General features: G+C 53.2%; 12 protein-coding genes. 9 read left to right on the top strand and 3 right to left on the bottom strand.

Annotation, left to right across the window (positions count from 1 at the left end; genetic code table 11):
- Positions 1 to 395: 395 nt before the first annotated feature.
- From Q4579_RS04305 to Q4579_RS04285, 5 genes are all read left to right on the top strand, one after another.
- The gene (locus Q4579_RS04305; protein ID WP_303561900.1) at positions 396 to 1,799 is read left to right on the top strand and encodes an MATE family efflux transporter; all 1,404 of its coding nucleotides are present in this window, start codon (positions 396 to 398) and stop codon (positions 1,797 to 1,799) included.
- Between the two features lie 289 nt (positions 1,800 to 2,088).
- Complete coding sequence (locus tag Q4579_RS04300) at positions 2,089 to 3,834, top strand: GMC oxidoreductase (protein ID WP_303561899.1); 1,746 nt, start codon at positions 2,089 to 2,091, stop codon at positions 3,832 to 3,834.
- A 212-nt stretch (positions 3,835 to 4,046) separates the two neighbouring features.
- The gene (locus Q4579_RS04295; RefSeq protein WP_303561897.1) at positions 4,047 to 4,718 is read left to right on the top strand and encodes an ABC transporter ATP-binding protein; all 672 of its coding nucleotides are present in this window, start codon (positions 4,047 to 4,049) and stop codon (positions 4,716 to 4,718) included.
- Positions 4,699 to 7,161 carry an ABC transporter permease gene (locus tag Q4579_RS04290; RefSeq protein ID WP_303561895.1) on the top strand — a complete coding sequence of 821 codons (2,463 nt, stop codon included), beginning with the start codon at positions 4,699 to 4,701 and terminating at the stop codon, positions 7,159 to 7,161. Before Q4579_RS04295 ends, Q4579_RS04290 begins: the two co-directional genes overlap by 20 nt.
- Entirely contained in the window at positions 7,161 to 8,288 is a 1,128-nt protein-coding gene (locus Q4579_RS04285) for a lipocalin-like domain-containing protein (RefSeq protein WP_303561894.1), read from the top strand. The genes Q4579_RS04290 and Q4579_RS04285 overlap by 1 nt, the downstream gene beginning before the upstream one ends.
- Positions 8,289 to 8,292: 4 nt before the next feature.
- Here Q4579_RS04285 and cra read toward each other — a convergent pair whose 3' ends face one another.
- On the bottom strand, positions 8,293 to 9,279 hold the full coding sequence (cra, locus tag Q4579_RS04280) for a catabolite repressor/activator (RefSeq protein ID WP_303561893.1): 987 nt from the start codon (positions 9,277 to 9,279) through the stop codon (positions 8,293 to 8,295).
- 300 nt (positions 9,280 to 9,579) lie between these two features.
- Here cra and fruB point away from each other — a divergent pair, with 300 nt between their 5' ends.
- Genes fruB through fruA form a run of 3 tightly spaced genes read left to right on the top strand, consistent with a single transcriptional unit; the run spans position 9,580 to position 13,465 of the window.
- Entirely contained in the window at positions 9,580 to 10,713 is a 1,134-nt protein-coding gene (fruB, locus tag Q4579_RS04275) for a fused PTS fructose transporter subunit IIA/HPr protein (protein WP_303561891.1), read from the top strand.
- Positions 10,714 to 11,709 carry a 1-phosphofructokinase gene (gene pfkB, locus Q4579_RS04270; protein ID WP_303561889.1) on the top strand — a complete coding sequence of 332 codons (996 nt, stop codon included), beginning with the start codon at positions 10,714 to 10,716 and terminating at the stop codon, positions 11,707 to 11,709.
- Between the two features lie 10 nt (positions 11,710 to 11,719).
- Positions 11,720 to 13,465: a PTS fructose transporter subunit IIBC gene (gene fruA / locus Q4579_RS04265; RefSeq protein WP_303561887.1), complete on the top strand. Its 1,746-nt coding sequence runs from the start codon at positions 11,720 to 11,722 to the stop codon at positions 13,463 to 13,465.
- Between the two features lie 300 nt (positions 13,466 to 13,765).
- Here fruA and Q4579_RS04260 read toward each other — a convergent pair whose 3' ends face one another.
- Both Q4579_RS04260 and Q4579_RS04255 read right to left on the bottom strand, forming a co-directional pair.
- A complete protein-coding gene (locus tag Q4579_RS04260) occupies positions 13,766 to 14,524 on the bottom strand; it encodes a hypothetical protein (protein ID WP_303561885.1) in 759 nt (252 codons plus the stop codon).
- Positions 14,525 to 14,803: 279 nt separating this feature from the next.
- Positions 14,804 to 15,637 (bottom strand): pyruvate, water dikinase regulatory protein, encoded by an 834-nt coding sequence (locus Q4579_RS04255; RefSeq protein WP_303561883.1) that lies wholly within the window; start codon positions 15,635 to 15,637, stop codon positions 14,804 to 14,806.
- Between the two features lie 220 nt (positions 15,638 to 15,857).
- Here Q4579_RS04255 and ppsA point away from each other — a divergent pair, with 220 nt between their 5' ends.
- The gene (gene ppsA / locus Q4579_RS04250; RefSeq protein WP_303561882.1) at positions 15,858 to 18,221 is read left to right on the top strand and encodes a phosphoenolpyruvate synthase; all 2,364 of its coding nucleotides are present in this window, start codon (positions 15,858 to 15,860) and stop codon (positions 18,219 to 18,221) included.
- The last annotated feature ends 137 nt before the right edge of the window (positions 18,222 to 18,358 follow it).

Genomic DNA, 18,358 nt, shown 5'->3' with positions numbered 1-18,358 from the left:
ACACAGAAGAATGCAGCATCAGGCTGCATTTCTTTTGTCATCAATAATACCAATCGCAGTAAATAACTGGTCATCCTAGCTTGCTAAAATGTTCGATAACTGCGTTAGATTTTTTGATTGTAGAGTAACTACTTATCTAAAAAATCCGCCTTGTTCTCAAACATTTTTCCGACGCTATTTCTGATCATTTACTTACTTTGATTGGTATAATCATGATCCATGAGCGCGTGACCGATAGTATTTTCATCTTTTTTTGTGTGATTTCATCACGGGGACGCTGCAGAAAGTGAGTTGTGCTAAAAGATTGAAAAATTTATATAAATCAATGCCTTTTCGCTTGTGATTCTTCCCGGCCATTTTACACTAATCAATCTTTCATCAATGGGCGTTATGACATGAGTCCTTCCCAGTCTGCTGTGCCATTTATTGAATGGGCTTTTGTGCGTCGCCTGATGGCGATTGCATTGCCCATTGCGTTGCAAATCGCATTGTTTTCCAGCCGGAGTCTGGTCGATATCCTCATGCTGGGTCAGCTCAATGAGCTGGATGTCGCGGCCATCGGCATTGCGGGCCGGGCTTTATTCGTCGTCACCATTATGCTGATTGGTGTCACAACCGGTGGGGCAATGCTGTCCGCACAGTATTGGGGGGCTGGCAATGCCCGCGGCCTGAAGCAAAGCGTGGCACTGACTTTGCTGATGACGACTGTGGTCGCCTGTTTGTCGGCACTGGTCTTCGTGCTGATGCCGCAGCAGGTGATTGGCCTTGCGACCGATCATCCTGAAGTGATTGCCCGAGGTGCAGAATATTTGCAGATCACCGCAATCAGCCTCTTTGCTATCGCCTGGGGGAGCAGTGTGTCGGTTGGCTTGCGCGCCATGCATCAACCGGGCATCAGCACCTTTTTCAGTACGGTCGGGATTGCGCTGAATCTGTTCCTGAATTGGGTGCTGATTTTCGGCAATCTGGGGATGCCGGCTTACGGCATTGTTGGCGCAGCCTGGGCAACAGCGATCAGCGGGCTGGTCGAAATCGTCCTGCTGTTTGGCTATCTGCATTTTAAACGTCACCTGGCTGCGCTGACCTGGTCCGTGTTTCCAGAGGTGATGGACATGCGGATGATCAAACGTTTTCTGAAACTCTCTTTACCCACCACTTTGAATCATCTGGCCTGGTCGGGCGGCATCTTTATGTATCATGCCATTATCGGTCAGGCAGGTGTTGACGGGCTGGTGGCGCTGTCGGTGATGACACCGATTGAATCACTGGCGCTGGCGTTGCTGATTGGTATTTCAAATGCGTCTGCAGTTCTGATCGGGAATCATTTGGGCGGCAACCGGATGGACGATGCTTACCATCAGGCTTGGGCCGTCGTTGTGCTGAATCTGGCTTGTGGAATTGTGATTGCCGGGGGCATGTTGCTGATCCGGGATCCGATTCTGGATCTGTTCGCCGCGATGACACCACAAACCCGTGAATTGACAGAACATTTCTTTCTGATTTTTTGCATGGCGATGATTGTGAAAAGCCTGCCGATGGCAATGATCGTGGGCGTGCTCCGTGCCGGGGGCGATATCCGGTTTTGTTTTTATCAGGATCTGGGCGCGCAATGGCTGATCGGGATTCCGCTCACGGCATTTTGTGCGCTGATCCTGAAGTTCCCGCTGGAATGGGTGTACGCCATGCTGATGCTGGAAGAGTTTGTGAAAATTGCTGCTTCGACCTTGCGGATTCGCTCCAGAGCATGGATGAACAACCTGGTGGCAGGTGAATCTCAAACCAGCCAGCACCCCGCCTGACCCAAATCAGCACGCTTTGCGACAGACATCATCACAGCCCAGCAAGTGCCGGGCTGTTTCAATCCTCTCCCGGTTGTTAACTCCTTCACACTCCTGTGCAATGCCAATACGGCATATCTGTGATGTTTTCAGCCCAGGATTCATTTCAAACAAAATGATGCGGTGATCCGGCAATTAAATTGTGCTTTCTCGGCTTCCTTTTCTATTCGTTAGTCACCGTCAGACATGCCTGCTTGAAAAGGCGTGGCATGGCTAGGAAGAACAACAACGTCAGAAAAGGATAGAGATCATGGGAACTGCCGCAGCAAGTAATAAATTACAGTACGGATATCCAACCCCCGGACCGCAAAGCCCAACCGGGCAAAAGGTGATGGATCATGTATTTTTCCTGTCGAATGCCGAATGGAAAAAAGCCCGGGAAGACAATGATTACGATTATGTGGTTGTCGGAACAGGATTCTGTGCTCTGGCTTTTGCTGAGCGCACGCTAGCGCGCAATCCGTTTGCCCGGATTCTGATGATCGAACGCGGACCGTTCTTTTTACCGGAGCACTTCCAGAACCTGCCGTTACCCTTCAAAGATACTTTAGGTGGCTTGTCTGAAACCTTCCCCTGGACCATGTCCGCCAAGAATCATCTGGGTCAGGCAGGCACCATCCACTGGCAGCACGGTATGGTTCCCTTTTTCGGTGGACGGTCAACGCTCTGGAGCGCGTGGTGCCCGCGCCCGAATGATGAAGAGTTTGCTGGCTGGCCAGCCGAAACGATTGCCGCCGCGCGCAATAACTTCGAGTCTGCAGAGACCTTGCTCAGAGTGCAGAAAGCCGATCAGATTGATGCAGGCCGCAGTAAAACCGAGCAGGCGCTGATTTCCGGAAACCGTCCGGTTTATGGTGAACTGCAACGCACAGTGCAGCATCTGCTGGAGCAATCCGGGACCACGGTGAACGGCATCTACCGGACAGAAGCTGCACCGCTGGCATCCGCTTCCGAGAATATCAACGGGATTGATTTTCAGAAGTTTTCAACACCGGGCAGCATTCTGGCTCTTGCCGATCGGCAGGCAGCACTGCATAAGGCAGGCAAAGGGGCGAAGCTGGATATCGTGACCGATTGCGTGGTGGCACAAATCATTCAGCAAACAGTGGATGGTACGCCGCGTGCGACGGCACTGGAAACGTCCCGTGGTGTATTGCCACTGGGTTCCGCTCAGCTGGTGCTGGCAATGGGGACTTTGCCACCCACCACCTTGCTGAGAAACTCTTTCCCGGATTATCCGGGCTTGGGTGAACGATTCTCTGCGCACTTTATCAGTTCGATTGTGGCCCGGGTGCCGAAAGCGGATCTCGATCCGAATGGTGCGTGGGGGAATTTGGAACTGGGCGCTTGCTATGTCGCAGGGGTCGCCAACAACAGTTTCGAACAGCAATATCACATTCAGTTATCTGCACTGTCGGATGACAATCCAATCGTGAATTCGTCAACCGCTTTACGTTATATGCCAGATGTTGTGGCCACGGCTTCTATGGCGCAGTTACTGTCTTCAAAAGAATATGTCGTCTTTGTTTGCGCTGTGCTGGGCGAACTGGATTACACCAATCCGGGCAGTTGGTTTAAACAGAATCCGGATGACGGGAATATCACAACGAATTCTCTGCTTCAGATTGAAGAAAACGGCAGAGATAAAGAAACCTGGTCGGCGATGGATGAAGCGACATTCAGCATTCTGGAAACCGTGCTGTCGCCCAAAGGAAAATCGGCTGTCCAGTACTGGCATGGCAGCCCGGATCAGGGAGAATGGGCAGAAGCCCGTCCGGATACCCAAGCCATCCGGGTCGATGCACCAGTCCATGAAAGTTCCACACTGCATATTGGCAGTCAGCCGGATGCGCCGGTTGATCTGGATTACCGCTTCAAAGGTGCCAGCAATGTCTATGTCACCGGCGGTGCCCTCTGGCCGCAGGGTGGCTCATGGAACCCAACCCTGACAATGGTTGCACTGGCTCAGGATCTGGCGGATAAGTTGCAAAAGTAACCGTGTTCTGAAGAACCATTGAGATAAAAAAGCACTTTTCATTCTGGGAAGTGCTTTTTGCTTCATGGCCCTTTTTGTTTGTTTCCCGCGTCTGAATTGCCTTGTACTACACTTAACTCCTGAAACAGTCGTTCTGAAAATGTTTCAATTTCAGAAGGATACACATTGAATCATTCATCATTGTTCAGAATGTTGGGTCTTCGGAGGCAGGAATGTTACGACTTGTCGGGCTCTGCAAGGGATATCAGGATGGTCATGAGTACCATGCTGTGATTCAGGGGGCTGAGTTCTGTCTGGCAAGGGGTGAGCAAATTGCCTTAATGGGGGAAAGCGGATCAGGAAAAAGTACATTACTGAATCTGATCGCCGGGTTGGATAAGGTGGATGACGGGGAGATCTGGCTGGGTGAAACGCCGATTCACGGAATCTCTGAACGGATGCGGACGGCATTCCGGCGGCACCATATCGGATTGATCTTTCAGCAATTCAATTTACTGCCCACGTTAACGGTTCAGGACAACATTGAATTCTGCCGTCAGCTCAAAGGTCTGCCTGCGCAGCCGGAGCTGTGGCGCACCATTATTTCTGCACTCGATCTCAAACCGCTACTGAGCCGTTACCCCGAGGAGATTTCTGGCGGTCAGCAACAACGGGCGGCGATTGCGCGCGCGCTCTATATGGAGCCGGATATTCTGCTGGCAGATGAGCCAACGGGCAGTCTGGATGAAAGAAATGCCACGGCAGTGATGAGACTGTTAATCAGCCTGACGGCTCATATGAATTGTTCCCTGTTGCTGGTCACACACAGTCCGCAGGTGGCAGCCCACCTGAATGGCTGTGTGATGCTGAAAGGGGGCGTGCTGGATGCACAATCCGGTCTTTAAAGCGTTATGGGGACATTACCGGCGTCATCCGTTACAGGCTGTGCTGCTGTTGCTCGGGCTGGTGATGGGGATTGCATTGCTGGTTGGGGTGCTGGCTGTCAATCAACAGGCAAGGGCCAGCTATCAAGCGGGAGAAATGCTGTTTTCAACCCCATTTCAGTTCGCGATTCGCCATCAGCAACCCGGCATGACGGTGCCACAAGGGCTGTATATTCAGTTGCGACGTTCTGGCTATGCGCAGTGTGTGCCTTATGAACAACACCGGATTGAGATTCAGGAAGCGGGCAATCTGACATTGGTTGGGATTGACCCTTACGTCATGCTGCCCCTTATGCAACCCGGTTCACAGCGAACACCAACCGCCTTGCTGACCCGGCAAAGCAACCGTGTGCTGGTCAATCGTCAGATGGCGCACCTCAAAAACTTATCTGAAGGGCAGCGACTGACCCTGGTCACCGGAGAAACCGTCGGCGTGCTGCACATCGTTGAGGACAGCCGGGTCCAGGGCGCCCGGCTAGTGGCTGATATGGGGTTAGTACGCCAGCTGTTTCCGAGGTCCGGGTTTACGGCGGTGTTGTGTGGTCAGCTGAATCAGGCGGCGCAACAAAATATCAGCCATTTGCTTCCCGGCGGCCTACAGCTGACGGAAAATGATCACACGCATCTGGAGCCGCTGACCCGGGCATTTCATCTCAATTTGTTCGCGATGGGCATGCTGGCTTTCGTCGTGGGCTTATTCATTTTTTATCAGGCAATGTCGTTATCGCTGACACAGCGGCAGTTTCTGGTCGGATTGCTGCGTCAGAGTGGTGTGACGGCACCGCAACTGGCGCGGGCCTTGTCGGCTGAACTCATCCTCTGGTTCAGTTTGGGTGTGATCGGCGGCAATCTGTTGGGACTGTTTCTGGCACAGCAACTGCTGCCGTCCGTCGCATTCACCCTCAGCGATTTATATCAGGCGAATCTGTCTCTGACGACAGAATGGCGCTGGCAGTGGGGGCTTTTAAGTCTTGCTATTGCTTTTCTGGGCACCTTGCTGGCTTGCGGCTGGCCACTGGTACGCCTGATCCGAACGCCGCCAGCCCGGTTAACAGCACAGATGACAATGGTTCGGGGGAACTGGCGAGAGTATCGCTGGCAGGCCGGGATGGCAGTTATTTTCATCCTGCTGGCCATGGTGATCTATGCGCTGGAACACAACCAGCTCTCCGGGTTTTTATTGATTGGCTGCCTGCTGGCTGCATCCGGCTTACTCATGCCGTTTCTGCTCTGGGCCGTGTTTAAAGGGCTGTCGAAGTGGATGCGTTCTCCCCGAATGCGCTGGTTTTTCAGCGATGCGGCAGCCAGTCTGAGCCATCGGGGTGTCGCTGCCATGGCATTTATGCTGGCGCTGGCGGCGACCATTGGCATGGATACCATGGTCGGCAGCTTTCGTCAGGCAACTCAGCAATGGCTTCAGCAACGTTTGGCGGCCGATCTGTATGTCATGCCTTCTGCGCCGCAGGCCTCGGCGATTGCGGATTGGCTGTCGAACCAGCAAGGGATCAAAACCGTCTGGTGGCGATGGCGGACAGAGATTCCCGGCCAGACGGAGGAACAGCAGTTACAGGTGCTGAGTCTGGGCGCTTCACTGGGAGAACAGCAGGCGTTGCCGATGAAAAGTGTGCTGGAGAATTACTGGCAGCAATTACATCAGCCTGGGCAACAGGTGTTTCTGGCCAGTGAATCGCTGGCATTGCGTCAGGGCTGGGAACCGGGTCAAAGGGTCGATTTGCCCCAACGATTGGGAAATGGCTGGCTGCTGGGTGGTATTTACTATGACTACGGTAATCCCTACGGACAGGTGTTCATTTCAGAGCCGATGTGGCAGCAGCGATTTCACCGGCAGGGCAAGGTCAGTCTGGGTGTTCACCTGAATCAACCCGCGGAGGTTTCAGCTTTAAAGGCACGACTGAAAAATCACTTCGATCTGAGAGACACTCAGGTGAGCGACAATACGCAGATCATGGCTCAGGCCATGGCTGTGTTTGATCGGACATTCATTGTGACTTCTACGCTGGGAAAACTGACATTACTGGTTGCTGTGGTCGGATTGTTTATTGCCACGGTTGCCAGCGAGATCTCCCGTCAGCGGCAGTTCGCGCTGCTGCGGTGTATGGGGATGACGGGCAAAGAACTGGCGTTGCTGGGGGGCGGGCAACTGCTGGCGATTGGCTTGATGACTGCTTTGATTGCACTCCCGATGGGGTTATTTCTGGCACAGCTGCTCATTGATGTGGTGCTGAAATATTCGTTTGGCTGGACCATGCCTGTCCAGATTTTCCCGCTGCAGTATCTGCTGACACTGGGGACGGCACTGGCAGCATTATTGCTGGCTGGTGCTTGGCCGGTCTGGCAGTTGGTGAAGCGTTCAGCCATGTTGTCTTTACGGGAAGCGTTCTGATGGATGGCCGAATCCGAACACAATTGAAATACAACCGAATCGGGCTGGATTTGAGCAGGGTTTGGCTGTTCTGGGGCGTGCTTCTGGCGGGTTGCGGACCACAACAGACGCCTGACAGTGCGATGAACCTGCTGACTCAGGGAACTGATCCCGGATTTGAAAGGGTTGTTCCGGACAGAACATTTCGCTTCCCGGCGGATCATCTCAGTCATCCGAACTTCAGGACCGAATGGTGGTATCTGACGGCGAATCTGGCAACCGAGCAGGGCGAATGGTTGGCCGTACAATGGACACTGTTCCGCAATGCATCTCGTCCGGTCAGTCTGGTGAATCCAGAAAGCGGCTGGCAGAGTCCGCAGCGGTACATGGCGCATGTGGTAGTGACGAAGGCAGATCAGCGCTATCAGGCAGAACGCTTTGCGCGTGGCGGGATCGGCCAGGCCGGTGTGCAAGGCCAGCCTTTTACACTCTGGCTGGATAACTGGCGCTGGCAGGCGGAGGGGAGTGCGCCTTTTCCGGCGCAGCTTTCATTTCAGGATCAGGACATGGCGGTTCGTCTTGATATGCACAATCGTGGCAGTATTGTGCTGCAAGGCCAGCAGGGTTACAGCCAAAAAGATCCGGCCGATCCGGCGCTCGCTTCTTATTACTACAGTATGCCGTTTGTCAGGCTGCGCGGAGACATTGTACTGGCCGGGCAGCGCTACCAGGTCAGCGGCAATGGCTGGTTTGACCGGGAATGGAGCAGTCAGCCGTTATCCGCGCATCAGCAGGGTTGGGACTGGTTTTCAATCCATCTGGATGACGGGCGTGCCCTCATGCTGTATCAGTTGCGAAGCCAATTACATCCGGCACATGTGTTTGGCAGCCTGAGCCAGCCAGACGGGCAAACCGAAATCATCTCTCCCCAAGAGGCTAGCCTGACCCCCATTCAGACGGCAGACATTGCCGGGCGGGATTTTCCGGTGCGATGGCGGATTCAGATCCCGTCGCAGCACATGGCGCTGGAAGTTCAGGCCAAAAGAACCGATCAGTTGCTGCCTTTTATTTTTCCTTACTGGGAAGGACCGGTTGCTGTATCAGGCAGTCACACCGGCCAGGGATTCATGGAACTGACCGGCTATTGATGCATCAGCGAATTTTCAATTGACGGGGAATTACTTCGACGCCCGGACGATAACGGCCTGCCGTAGCGTTCAACGCCAGCTCCAGCGCGCTGTCGGCGATCGCCTCAAATTGCTGGGGCAGGGAATGGACCCGGATCGGCAGAAAATCGAGCAAGCGGTGATCACCAAAGGTTGCCAGTTGCGTTGTTTTCATCAGGGTCGGGTGGGACAACAGGCAATCCAGCATGCCTTCGAAGAGCGCATACGACGTGACCAGAATACTTTCAGGCATCTGATTGTCGTCGATCCACTGCTGCAACAGCCGCTGTCCTTCTTCGGGGCTGAAATGATCGCCATACAGCGTTCGGGTCACCAGTGTGGCGTCTCCCTGATCGCGGACCGCAGCCAAAAAGCCCATTTCCCGCTGTTCGGAAACCCCGAGTTCAGGGACAGCGCCAATCAGGCCGACAGATGCGGGGCCCGATTGGAGCAGTTGCCGGGTCAGCGCGTAGGCACCATCATGATCCTCACTGATGACATTGGCAAAACATTCGTCATCTAAGCCACGGTCGATAGCAATCACGGGCACTCCCGCGCTTTGGATCTGACGATAAAAGCCGTGGTCGGCAGGCAGACTGCTGGCGACAATCAGCGCGTCGATTCGTCTGCTGATCAGTGTTTGCGCCACCTTCATTTCCGTGTCGATGTCATCATCAGAGCAGCTGATAATCAGCTGGTAGCCCGCTTTGCGTGCATCCCGTTCCAGTAACTTGGCCAGTTTCGCATAACTGGAGTTTTCCAGATCCGGAATGATCAAACCGAGTGAACGTGAGCTGCCGGCACGTAAGGCGCTGGCTGCATGATCCGGTTTGAAATTATGTGCTTCAACCACAGCCATGACTTTTTGCTGGGTTTTTTCACTGATGCGGTATTGGCTGGCTTTGCCGTTTATCACGTAACTGGCTGTGGTCCGGGAGACACCGGCCAGCCGGGCTATTTCATCTAACTTCATTCTATTGATCACTCAGAAAGCGGCAAACTGTGGCTTGGATCATAGATTGAAAAAGGATCCGAACCAGAGTGTTTGCAATTTAGGCTGAATCGTTACAGCATGTGTGCTGAAAGGTTTCAGCAAAGACAACAGTCTTATTCTATACTCTCTGGTGCATTGCTGAAACTTTTTATTTACAGGTTTGCTGAATCGTTTCAGCTTAAGTAAAACCAAGGTGAAACCAGGGTAAAAAAACAATTTTAGCCACGACACTCAGGACAATCCGGCCACAAAGAGCCGCGAAGACGAGGGGACCGAACCATGTTGTCACTGACGCAACAAGATATTGTGCTGAATCAATCAGCCACCGATAAAACCGCTGCAATTTCTGCGCTCGCCAGCGAACTGTCTCAGCACGGGCTAGTTGCCGATGGGTATGTCGATGGCATGCTCGCCCGGGAGGCGCAAAACTCAACCTTTTTGGGTAATGGCATCGCCATTCCGCATGGCACCACAGACACGCGGGATCTGGTGAAACACACGGGTGTCAAAATTCATCACTATCCGAATGGCGTGAACTGGGGGGAGGGCAACACCGTCTATCTGGCCATTGGAATTGCTGCGAAATCCGATGAGCATCTCGGGATTCTGAAACAACTCACCCGGGTGCTGTCCGCCGAAGGAGTGGCTGAACAAATTCAGCAGTCCACCGATGCCAGCAGTCTGATCGCTTTACTCAATGGAGAAACACAGCTGGAAGCGGATGTCGATGCCGCTTTGATTGCCCTGAATTTTCCGGCGACAGATTTGCTGCAACTCACAGCCGTCGCGGGTGGTTTACTGAAAAACCATCAGGCTGTGGGGCGGGACTTTGTTGCTGATGTGATAGCGAAAGACGCCAGTTATCTGGGTCAGGGACTGTGGCTGGCAAGCAGCCGTCAGGATGTTCAACGGAGCGCATTGTCATTTGTGACGCCGTTACAAGAGCTACAGGTTGAAGACAAGCCCGTGAAAGGTTTGCTGATGATTGCGGCAGGCAATGCCTCGTATCAAAAGCCGCTGAAGCAGGTATCGCAATGGTTGTATCAGCAACAAGTGCAACGGTTGTTTGAAGGCGATGCGGCCAAAATTTCATCTCTCTTTGCTGACTCGTCTGAACCACAGACCAGTGCCGATGCCAATACGGCAGTGTACAAGATTCGCAATGCACACGGCTTGCATGCGCGTCCGGGGGCCATGCTGGTGAGTGTTGCCAAGAAATTCGAGTCCACGATTCAGGTGCGAAATCTGCAGGGCGATGGCAAATCGGTGAATGCCAAGAGCCTGATGAAGGTGATTGCTTTAGGGGTGAAGCATGGACACGCGTTGGAATTTACCGCAGAGGGTACCGATGCCGGTGAGGCACTGAATGCGATTGGTGATGCAATTGCGACCGGATTGGGTGAGGGAAAATAAATGAATACCGAAGCCACAAAAGCCACAACACACCCGAAAGTGGTGGCTGTGAACCTGAATCCGGCACTGGATCTGACCGGCAGCTTGCCGCAACTTCAGCCCGGCGCTGTGAATCTGGTCGAACAGGGCACTTTGCATCCGGCCGGTAAAGGGGTGAATGTTGCCCGCGTGCTGGCTGAACTGGGGGCGGCGGTGACGGTAACGGGCCTGCTGGGCACAGAGAATCAGGACCCGTTTTGTGAACTCTTCACGCAATCCGGTATTGAGGATGCCTTTGTCCGCGTCCCCGGTGCCAGCCGGATCAATGTCAAACTGGTTGAAGCCGATGGCCGGGTGAGCGATATCAATTTTCCCGGCGTCGCTGTCACTCCGGACGATGTGACGGCGATGGAGCAACAGCTTTTTGCGTTAGCGGAACACCATGATGTGTTTGTGATTGCGGGCAGCCTGCCCATGGGTCTGAGTCCGCAAATCTGCGCAGGCTGGATGGCAAAACTCAAGGCACAGGGAAAAAAAGTTCTGTTCGACAGCAGTCATCAAGCGCTGAAAGCGGGCGTGGGGGCTGCCCCCTGGCTGGTCAAACCGAATGATGACGAATTGGCTGCATTGTGCGGCAAAACACTGGAAACACAGGACGCGCTACAGGCTGCGGCAGAAGCCTTACACCATCAGGACATTCAGAATGTAGTGGTCTCGCTGGGCGCTGCGGGGGTGATGTGGCTGGATGAATCGGGCTGGTTGCAGTCGCAGCCGCCGAAAATGGCCGTGGTCAGTACTGTCGGTGCAGGCGATACGCTGGTGGCGGGGTTGTGCTGGGGCTATCTGAATCAATGGTCAAAACAAGAAACACTCAGGTTTGCAACAGCGCTGTCGGCGCTGGCGGTCACTCAGGTGGGCGTCGGTGTGCCGGATGAGGCGGTACTTTCGCAAACGCTGGCAAGTGTTCGGATGCTGAACGAGCAGCCTGTGGGTCAACACGTGAATTTGGAAGGATAAAGGTGACGACATGAAGATTGCAATTCTGACCGCTTGTCCGAGCGGTATCGCAAACACCGTGATTGCGGCCGGACTGATGGAGCAGGCGGCACAAGATCTAAACTGGACCGCCGAGATTGAATGCCAGTCCAGTATTGTACCGGCAAGCCCGTTGTCTCCGGCAAGTATTGAAGCCGCCGATTACATTGTGGTTGTGGCGGATAAAGCGGTTGCCTTGACCCGCTTTGTCGGAAAGAAAGTCTATCAGGGCGGGATGGCGACTTGTTTTGCGGATCCCAAAGCGTTTCTGCAAAACGCTGTTGCAGGTGCAACGGTTCTGGAAACCGAACCGGTAGTTGAACAGGAACCTGTTCAGGGAACGGCTGATTCTGCATCCGCTGGAAAACGTATTGTGGCGATCACGGCCTGTCCGACTGGCGTGGCGCATACCTTTATGGCCGCTGAGGCGCTGGAAGAAGAAGCGAAGCGTCAGGGGTATGACATCAAGGTTGAAACCCGGGGATCCGTCGGGGCAAAAAATCAGCTGAGCGAGCGCGATATTGCCGATGCGGATCTGGTGATGATTGCGGCGGATATTGAAGTTGATCTCAGCCGTTTTCACGGGAAGCGGCTGTATAAAACCAGTACAGGGGCTGCACTCAAAAAAACGGCGCAGGAAATCAGCACAGCGTATGCGACCGCAAGTGTGTATCAGGGCAAGGCGGCCCCGGTTTCAGACAAAGCCAAAGGAGAAAAGGCCGGACCTTATCAGCACCTGATGACCGGAGTGTCTCACATGCTGCCGCTGGTTGTTGCGGGTGGTCTGGCGATTGCGTTGTCGTTTATCTTCGGGATTGAGGCATTTAAAGAAGAAGGCACACTGGCAGCCGCTTTGATGCAGATAGGTGGCGGTTCAGCATTTGCGCTGATGATTCCTGTGCTGGCAGGCTATATCGCTTACTCGATTGCTGACCGTCCGGGTTTAGCGCCCGGCCTGATTGGCGGTATGCTGGCCAGTTCGACCGGCGCCGGATTCCTTGGCGGTATCGTGGCAGGTTTTCTGGCAGGTTACAGCGCAAAAATGATTGCAGATTCTCTGCGGCTACCGTCTTCGATGGAAGCATTAAAACCCATCCTGATTATTCCCCTGATTGCCAGCCTGTTCACGGGTCTGGTGATGATTTATGTGGTCGGCGGTCCGGTTGCGGCAGCAATGAACAGCCTGACTGAATTCCTGAATAATATGGGATCGGCCAACGCAGTGCTGCTGGGTATTATCCTGGGTTGTATGATGTGTTTCGATCTGGGTGGTCCGGTGAACAAAGCCGCCTATACCTTTGGGGTTGGTTTGCTGGCCTCTCAGACATACGGACCGATGGCCGCGGTGATGGCGGCGGGTATGGTGCCTGCGTTAGGCATGGGACTGGCCACGTTTCTGGCAAAACGAAAGTTCAGCCCGCCAGAGCAGGAAGCCGGAAAAGCGTCGTTCGTACTGGGGCTGTGTTTTATCTCTGAAGGGGCCATTCCTTTTGCAGCCCGCGACCCGATGCGTGTGATCCCAAGCTGTATGGCGGGCGGGGCGCTGACAGGTGCGTTGTCGATGCTGTTTGGTGCAAAACTGATGGCGCCTCATGGCGGTCTGTTTGTTCTCTTGATTCCGAATGCGATTACCCCGGTGCTGATGTATCTGGTGGCGATTACGGCAGGTACCATCCTGACGGGTGTTACCTATGCTTTCCTGAAACGAACGGAAGAAGCAAAGCTGGCGACGGCTTGATTTGAAGATGAAAAAAGCCCCAGGCATTGAACGCCTGGGGCTATGCCACCGCTGCCTACTGAATCTGTCGATGACTGCCCTGATTTTCTGCTCCATTTCCCCCCAAAAACGCAAGCTGAAGCAGAATTGGTATCATCGGTTTATTTTACGTAGGCGCTCCGTGCGAGTGAGTGTCGCCATTTGGCGAATGCGCAATATTCCCAGTTATTGTTATCAGCCTCAATGTCATCTGTGATGCATTGATGTTGTTATACCCGTCGCTGTCGTCAGTTTGTGTTGTTGTTATGGGTTGCCTTTGATTCATTCTTCTACAGCGTAAAGAATGTCGTCATCACTGGTGATAACCAGATAGGAATCGCCGGGTTCCAGATCCGGAATGCTGCATAAATCCAGTTGAATCGGGTCCAGATTATTACCTGCTTCCCCTTTCGTTGCTGAGATTTCAAACTGATCGCCACAACTGGCCATCAGAATCGGGGAGGACACCTTGCCAGCACCGACTTCAGTCGATCCGCTCGCAGTGGCCGACTCGTAATCGATGCGGATATCTTTGTTCGGAAAGACTCGGATTCGGTATTGATCATCCGGCACATTGTCATCGTCTTCGCGGCGAATCGTTGTGACCCGGAAACTGTTGGTGGTTTCACCATCCAGCCACACGACAGTCCACCAGTCTTCCCCGTTATTCAGCAGGGTATTGGTGAGTGCGGGTTCTTCTTCCAGCTGATATTTACTGTCCCAGATCCCAATGGTGACGGACAGCGCTGAATTGTTCCCCCAGCGGTGCGTATATTCGCGGTGAGTACTGTCGGCCAGGTTGCCGCTTTTCAGATTGCCTTGCTGGAACAGGGCGGAATTTGATGCGTTTTCACCATTTGTGACAAACACATCCACGGGCTCACGTGCGGTGTTCACGAAGGTCAGGCGTGCTTGCCGATCCAGAAGATTACTGCCATCCGTTCCGTTGCCGGAATCTGAACCCCCGGAGCCTCCGCCGCAGGCCTGAAGTGTCAGCGCAACCCCAACACTCAATGTCAAAAACCAAAAAGGCTTGTTCATCTGCTACCTCGATGGGATTAATTTATTCCTTTCTCAGTAAGCATATTTCAAGGTGTGGCGCTTTTTTGATGAATCCGGGCATGTCAGAAAAGTTTTCATTAATTAGTTCAAATTATGAGCTTTTTTGACTCTCATCATTGAGACAGTGAGATGGCAGGCCGTTTGTCATGAGGTGCACACGGGGATCCCGTGGTGTGACAAGCCGGGAAGCGTGAAAGAAAAAGCCATAGCAACGAACTATGGCTTGGTTAATTTTATAACATTATCAATATAATTTTATTAACACATTTTCCGTTTCAGCCCGCTGATATCTAACAGGCGGGTTGAAATTTCTTCGACCGACAGGGATGTGGTGTTCAGATAGGGAATCGCTTCACGCCGGAACATGGCTTCGACCTTCGACAGTTCGCTTTCACATTGTCCTTCGCTGGCGTACTGGCTGTTGGCATAGCGCTCGTTTCTGATCGTCACCAGTCGCTCGGTATCAATCGTCAGGCCGTAAGTTTTGTAGCGGTAGGGTTCAATTTCTTTGGGCAGCTTCAGGCTGGTCATGTCATCTGCGATGAAAGGGTAGTTGACGGCGCGAATCCCAAATTGCATTGCCAGATACAGGCTGGTGGGTGTTTTACCGCAACGGGAAACGCCAAGCAGAATAATATCTGCTTTATCCAGATTATTCAGGGAGATTCCATCGTCGTGGGCCAGTGTGTATTCAATGGCAGCGATGCGGTCCTGATAGCTGGCGGCGTCGCGGCTGATGCTGTGAGAGCGGCCAAGCATCGCATTGGGGGTCATGTTGAGATCTTCACTGAGCGGCTGCACCAATGCATTCAGGACATCGTAAAGTTTTGCCTGGCTCTGGTTGATGATCGCTTTTACTTCCGGCAGCACAATAGAGTAAAAAACCAGCGGTTCGATCCCGGATGCCTGATAAGCCGCGTCAATTTTGTCTTTCACCTGCTGTGCGCGTTCGACAGACTCAACAAAAGGCAGTGTGGTCTGACGGATCTCCAGGTCGAACTGACCCAGAACAGCATGTCCAAGTGTTTCAGAAGTAATCGCTGTACCGTCAGAAACGTAAAATACATCACGAAAATCAGATTTGCGCCGCATAATAAGTTGAGTCCTTTAAATGTTCCTGTAACGATTGGGGCCATCAATCAATTTATAACTATAACCCTACAGGGTAAGTGTTCTGCTGAGCAAGGTTTTGCCAGCAGTTTGTCTTGAGCGGACTCGATTCTGACGCAAGTTTTTTTTGAATGCCAAAGCAATCGTTTTCGTTGAGAGTTTGCCCACACAATACAGCTGATCCAATACAAGGAGACTTCCCGTGCAACAGAATGTTGTTTGGTATGACGCTTTATCAATGAACGATGTCGATAAAGTAGGTGGTAAGAACGCATCGCTGGGCGAAATGGTCGCCAACCTCGCGAATGCTGGCGTGAAAGTACCGAATGGATACGCAACAACATCTTATGCATTCAACCAATTCCTGGAAGCCAATCAGCTGAATGATCGGATTTACGATCTGCTGGATAAGCTGGATGTAGAGGATGTGAACGCGCTGAAGCAGGCTGGTGACACCATTCGTAAATGGGTGTACGAAGCACCACTGCCAGCTGATCTGGAGCAGGAGATTCGTCGCTGCTATGTGGAACTGGGTGAAGGCGACGACATGTTGTCTGTCGCGGTCCGCTCTTCTGCAACAGCGGAAGACTTACCGGATGCCTCTTTCGCAGGTCAGCAGGAAACTTTCCTGAACGTGCGTGGCATCGATGCTGTCATCGAAGCGGTGAAACACGTTTTTGCCTCGCTTTTCAACGACCGTGCGATTTCTTACCGTGTGCATCAGGGCTTCGACCACAAAGGTGTGGCGCTGTCTGCCGGGATTCAGCGCATGGTGCGCTCCGATAAAGCCGCTTCTGGTGTGATGTTCACGCTGGATACTGAATCTGGTTTTGATCAGGTTGTTTTCATCACCTCGTCTGTTGGCTTGGGCGAAATGGTGGTTCAGGGTGCTGTTAACCCGGATGAATTCTATGTTCACAAACCAACGCTGGTCGCGGGTAACCCGTCTGTCGTACGTCGTACGCTTGGCTCGAAGATGCAGAAAATGGTCTACGGCGAAGGCAAGGAACTGGGGACTCAGGTGGTCATTCAGGAAACGACGCCTGAAGAACAAAACAGCTTCTCACTGACCGACGACGAAATCGAATCGCTGGCGAAGCAAGCCATGATCATCGAAAAACACTACGGTCGTCCGATGGACATCGAGTGGGCGAAAGATGGCATCACTGGCGAGCTGCTGATTGTTCAGGCACGCCCGGAAACGGTGCGTTCCCGTGATGATGCCAAAGTGATGGAGCGTTTCCATCTGAACGGTCAGGGTAAATCTCTGGTCGAAGGCCGTGCAATTGGTCAGCGCATTGGCACGGGTGTGGTCCGTGTCGTGAACCATCTGGATGAGATGGATCAGGTGCAGGCGGGTGATGTGCTGGTGGCCGACATGACAGATCCGGATTGGGAACCTGTGATGAAGAAAGCAGCAGCCATCGTCACTAACCGTGGCGGCCGGACCTGTCACGCTGCGATTATCGCGCGCGAGCTGGGCATTCCTGCTGTTGTGGGCTGCGGCAATGCGACCGCTCTGCTGCAGGATGGTCAGACCGTGACGGTTTCCTGTGCGCAGGGCGAAACGGGCTACATCTACGAAGGCGAACTGGATTTCGAAATCCGTCGTTCAGAAGTCGATAACCTGCCTGAACTGCCGCTGAAAGTGATGATGAACGTGGGCAATCCGGATCGTGCCTTCGACTTCGCTTGTATTCCGAACGAAGGGGTTGGTCTGGCGCGTCTGGAATTCATCATCAACAAGATGATCGGTATTCACCCGAAAGCACTGCTGAATTACGATGCGCAATCGGATGAGCTGAAAGCCGAAATCGACCGTCGCATCGCGGGTTACTCGGATCCGGTTGAGTTCTACATTCAGAAGCTGACTGAAGGGATCTCAACGCTGGCTGCGGCATTCTGGCCGAAGCGTGTGATTGTCCGGATGTCAGATTTCAAATCGAACGAATACCGCAATCTGGTTGGTGGCGTGAACTTCGAACCGGTTGAAGAAAACCCGATGATTGGTTTCCGTGGCGCGTCCCGTTACGTGTCGCCTCAGTTCCAGGATTGTTTTGCACTGGAATGTGAAGCCATTAAACGGGTGCGGAACACCATGGGTCTGCGCAACGTCGAAATCATGATCCCGTTCGTGCGTACCGTGAGTGAAGCGGCATCTGTGATTGATCTGCTGGCGAAATTCGACCTGCGTCGCGGCGAGAATGGTCTGAAAGTTATCATGATGTGTGAGCTGCCATCGAATGCCATTCTGGCGGAAGAGTTCCTGAAGTACTTTGATGGCTTCTCGATTGGCTCAAACGACATGACACAGCTGACACTGGGTCTGGACCGTGACTCCGGTGAAATCGCCCATATGTTTGATGAGCGCAACGAAGCGGTGAAAGCCATGCTGTCGATGGCCATTAAAGCAGCGCGTAAAGCCGGGAAGTACGTCGGCATCTGTGGTCAGGGGCCATCCGACCATGACGACCTGGCCGACTGGCTGATGGAGCAGGGCATTGACTCTGTTTCTCTGAACCCGGATACCGTGGTTGAGACCTGGCTGCATCTGGGTAAGAAATAATAGTCTCTCAGATTGAGTCAAAATAATGTTGAAGCCCGCGCCAGTCGCGGGCTTTTTACATCTGTGCCCACAGCAAACGCTTTCTGTTCCTCCCCCTTTTGAAGGGGGGAGGCTAGGAGGGGGTTATAGGGCACAGG

The organism is Photobacterium sp. 1_MG-2023, from assembly GCF_030547945.1.
Taxonomy (GTDB): Bacteria; Pseudomonadota; Gammaproteobacteria; order Enterobacterales; family Vibrionaceae; genus Photobacterium.
The sequence above is the reverse complement of the archived record's forward strand: the minus strand, read 5'-3'. Positions and strand labels throughout refer to the sequence as shown.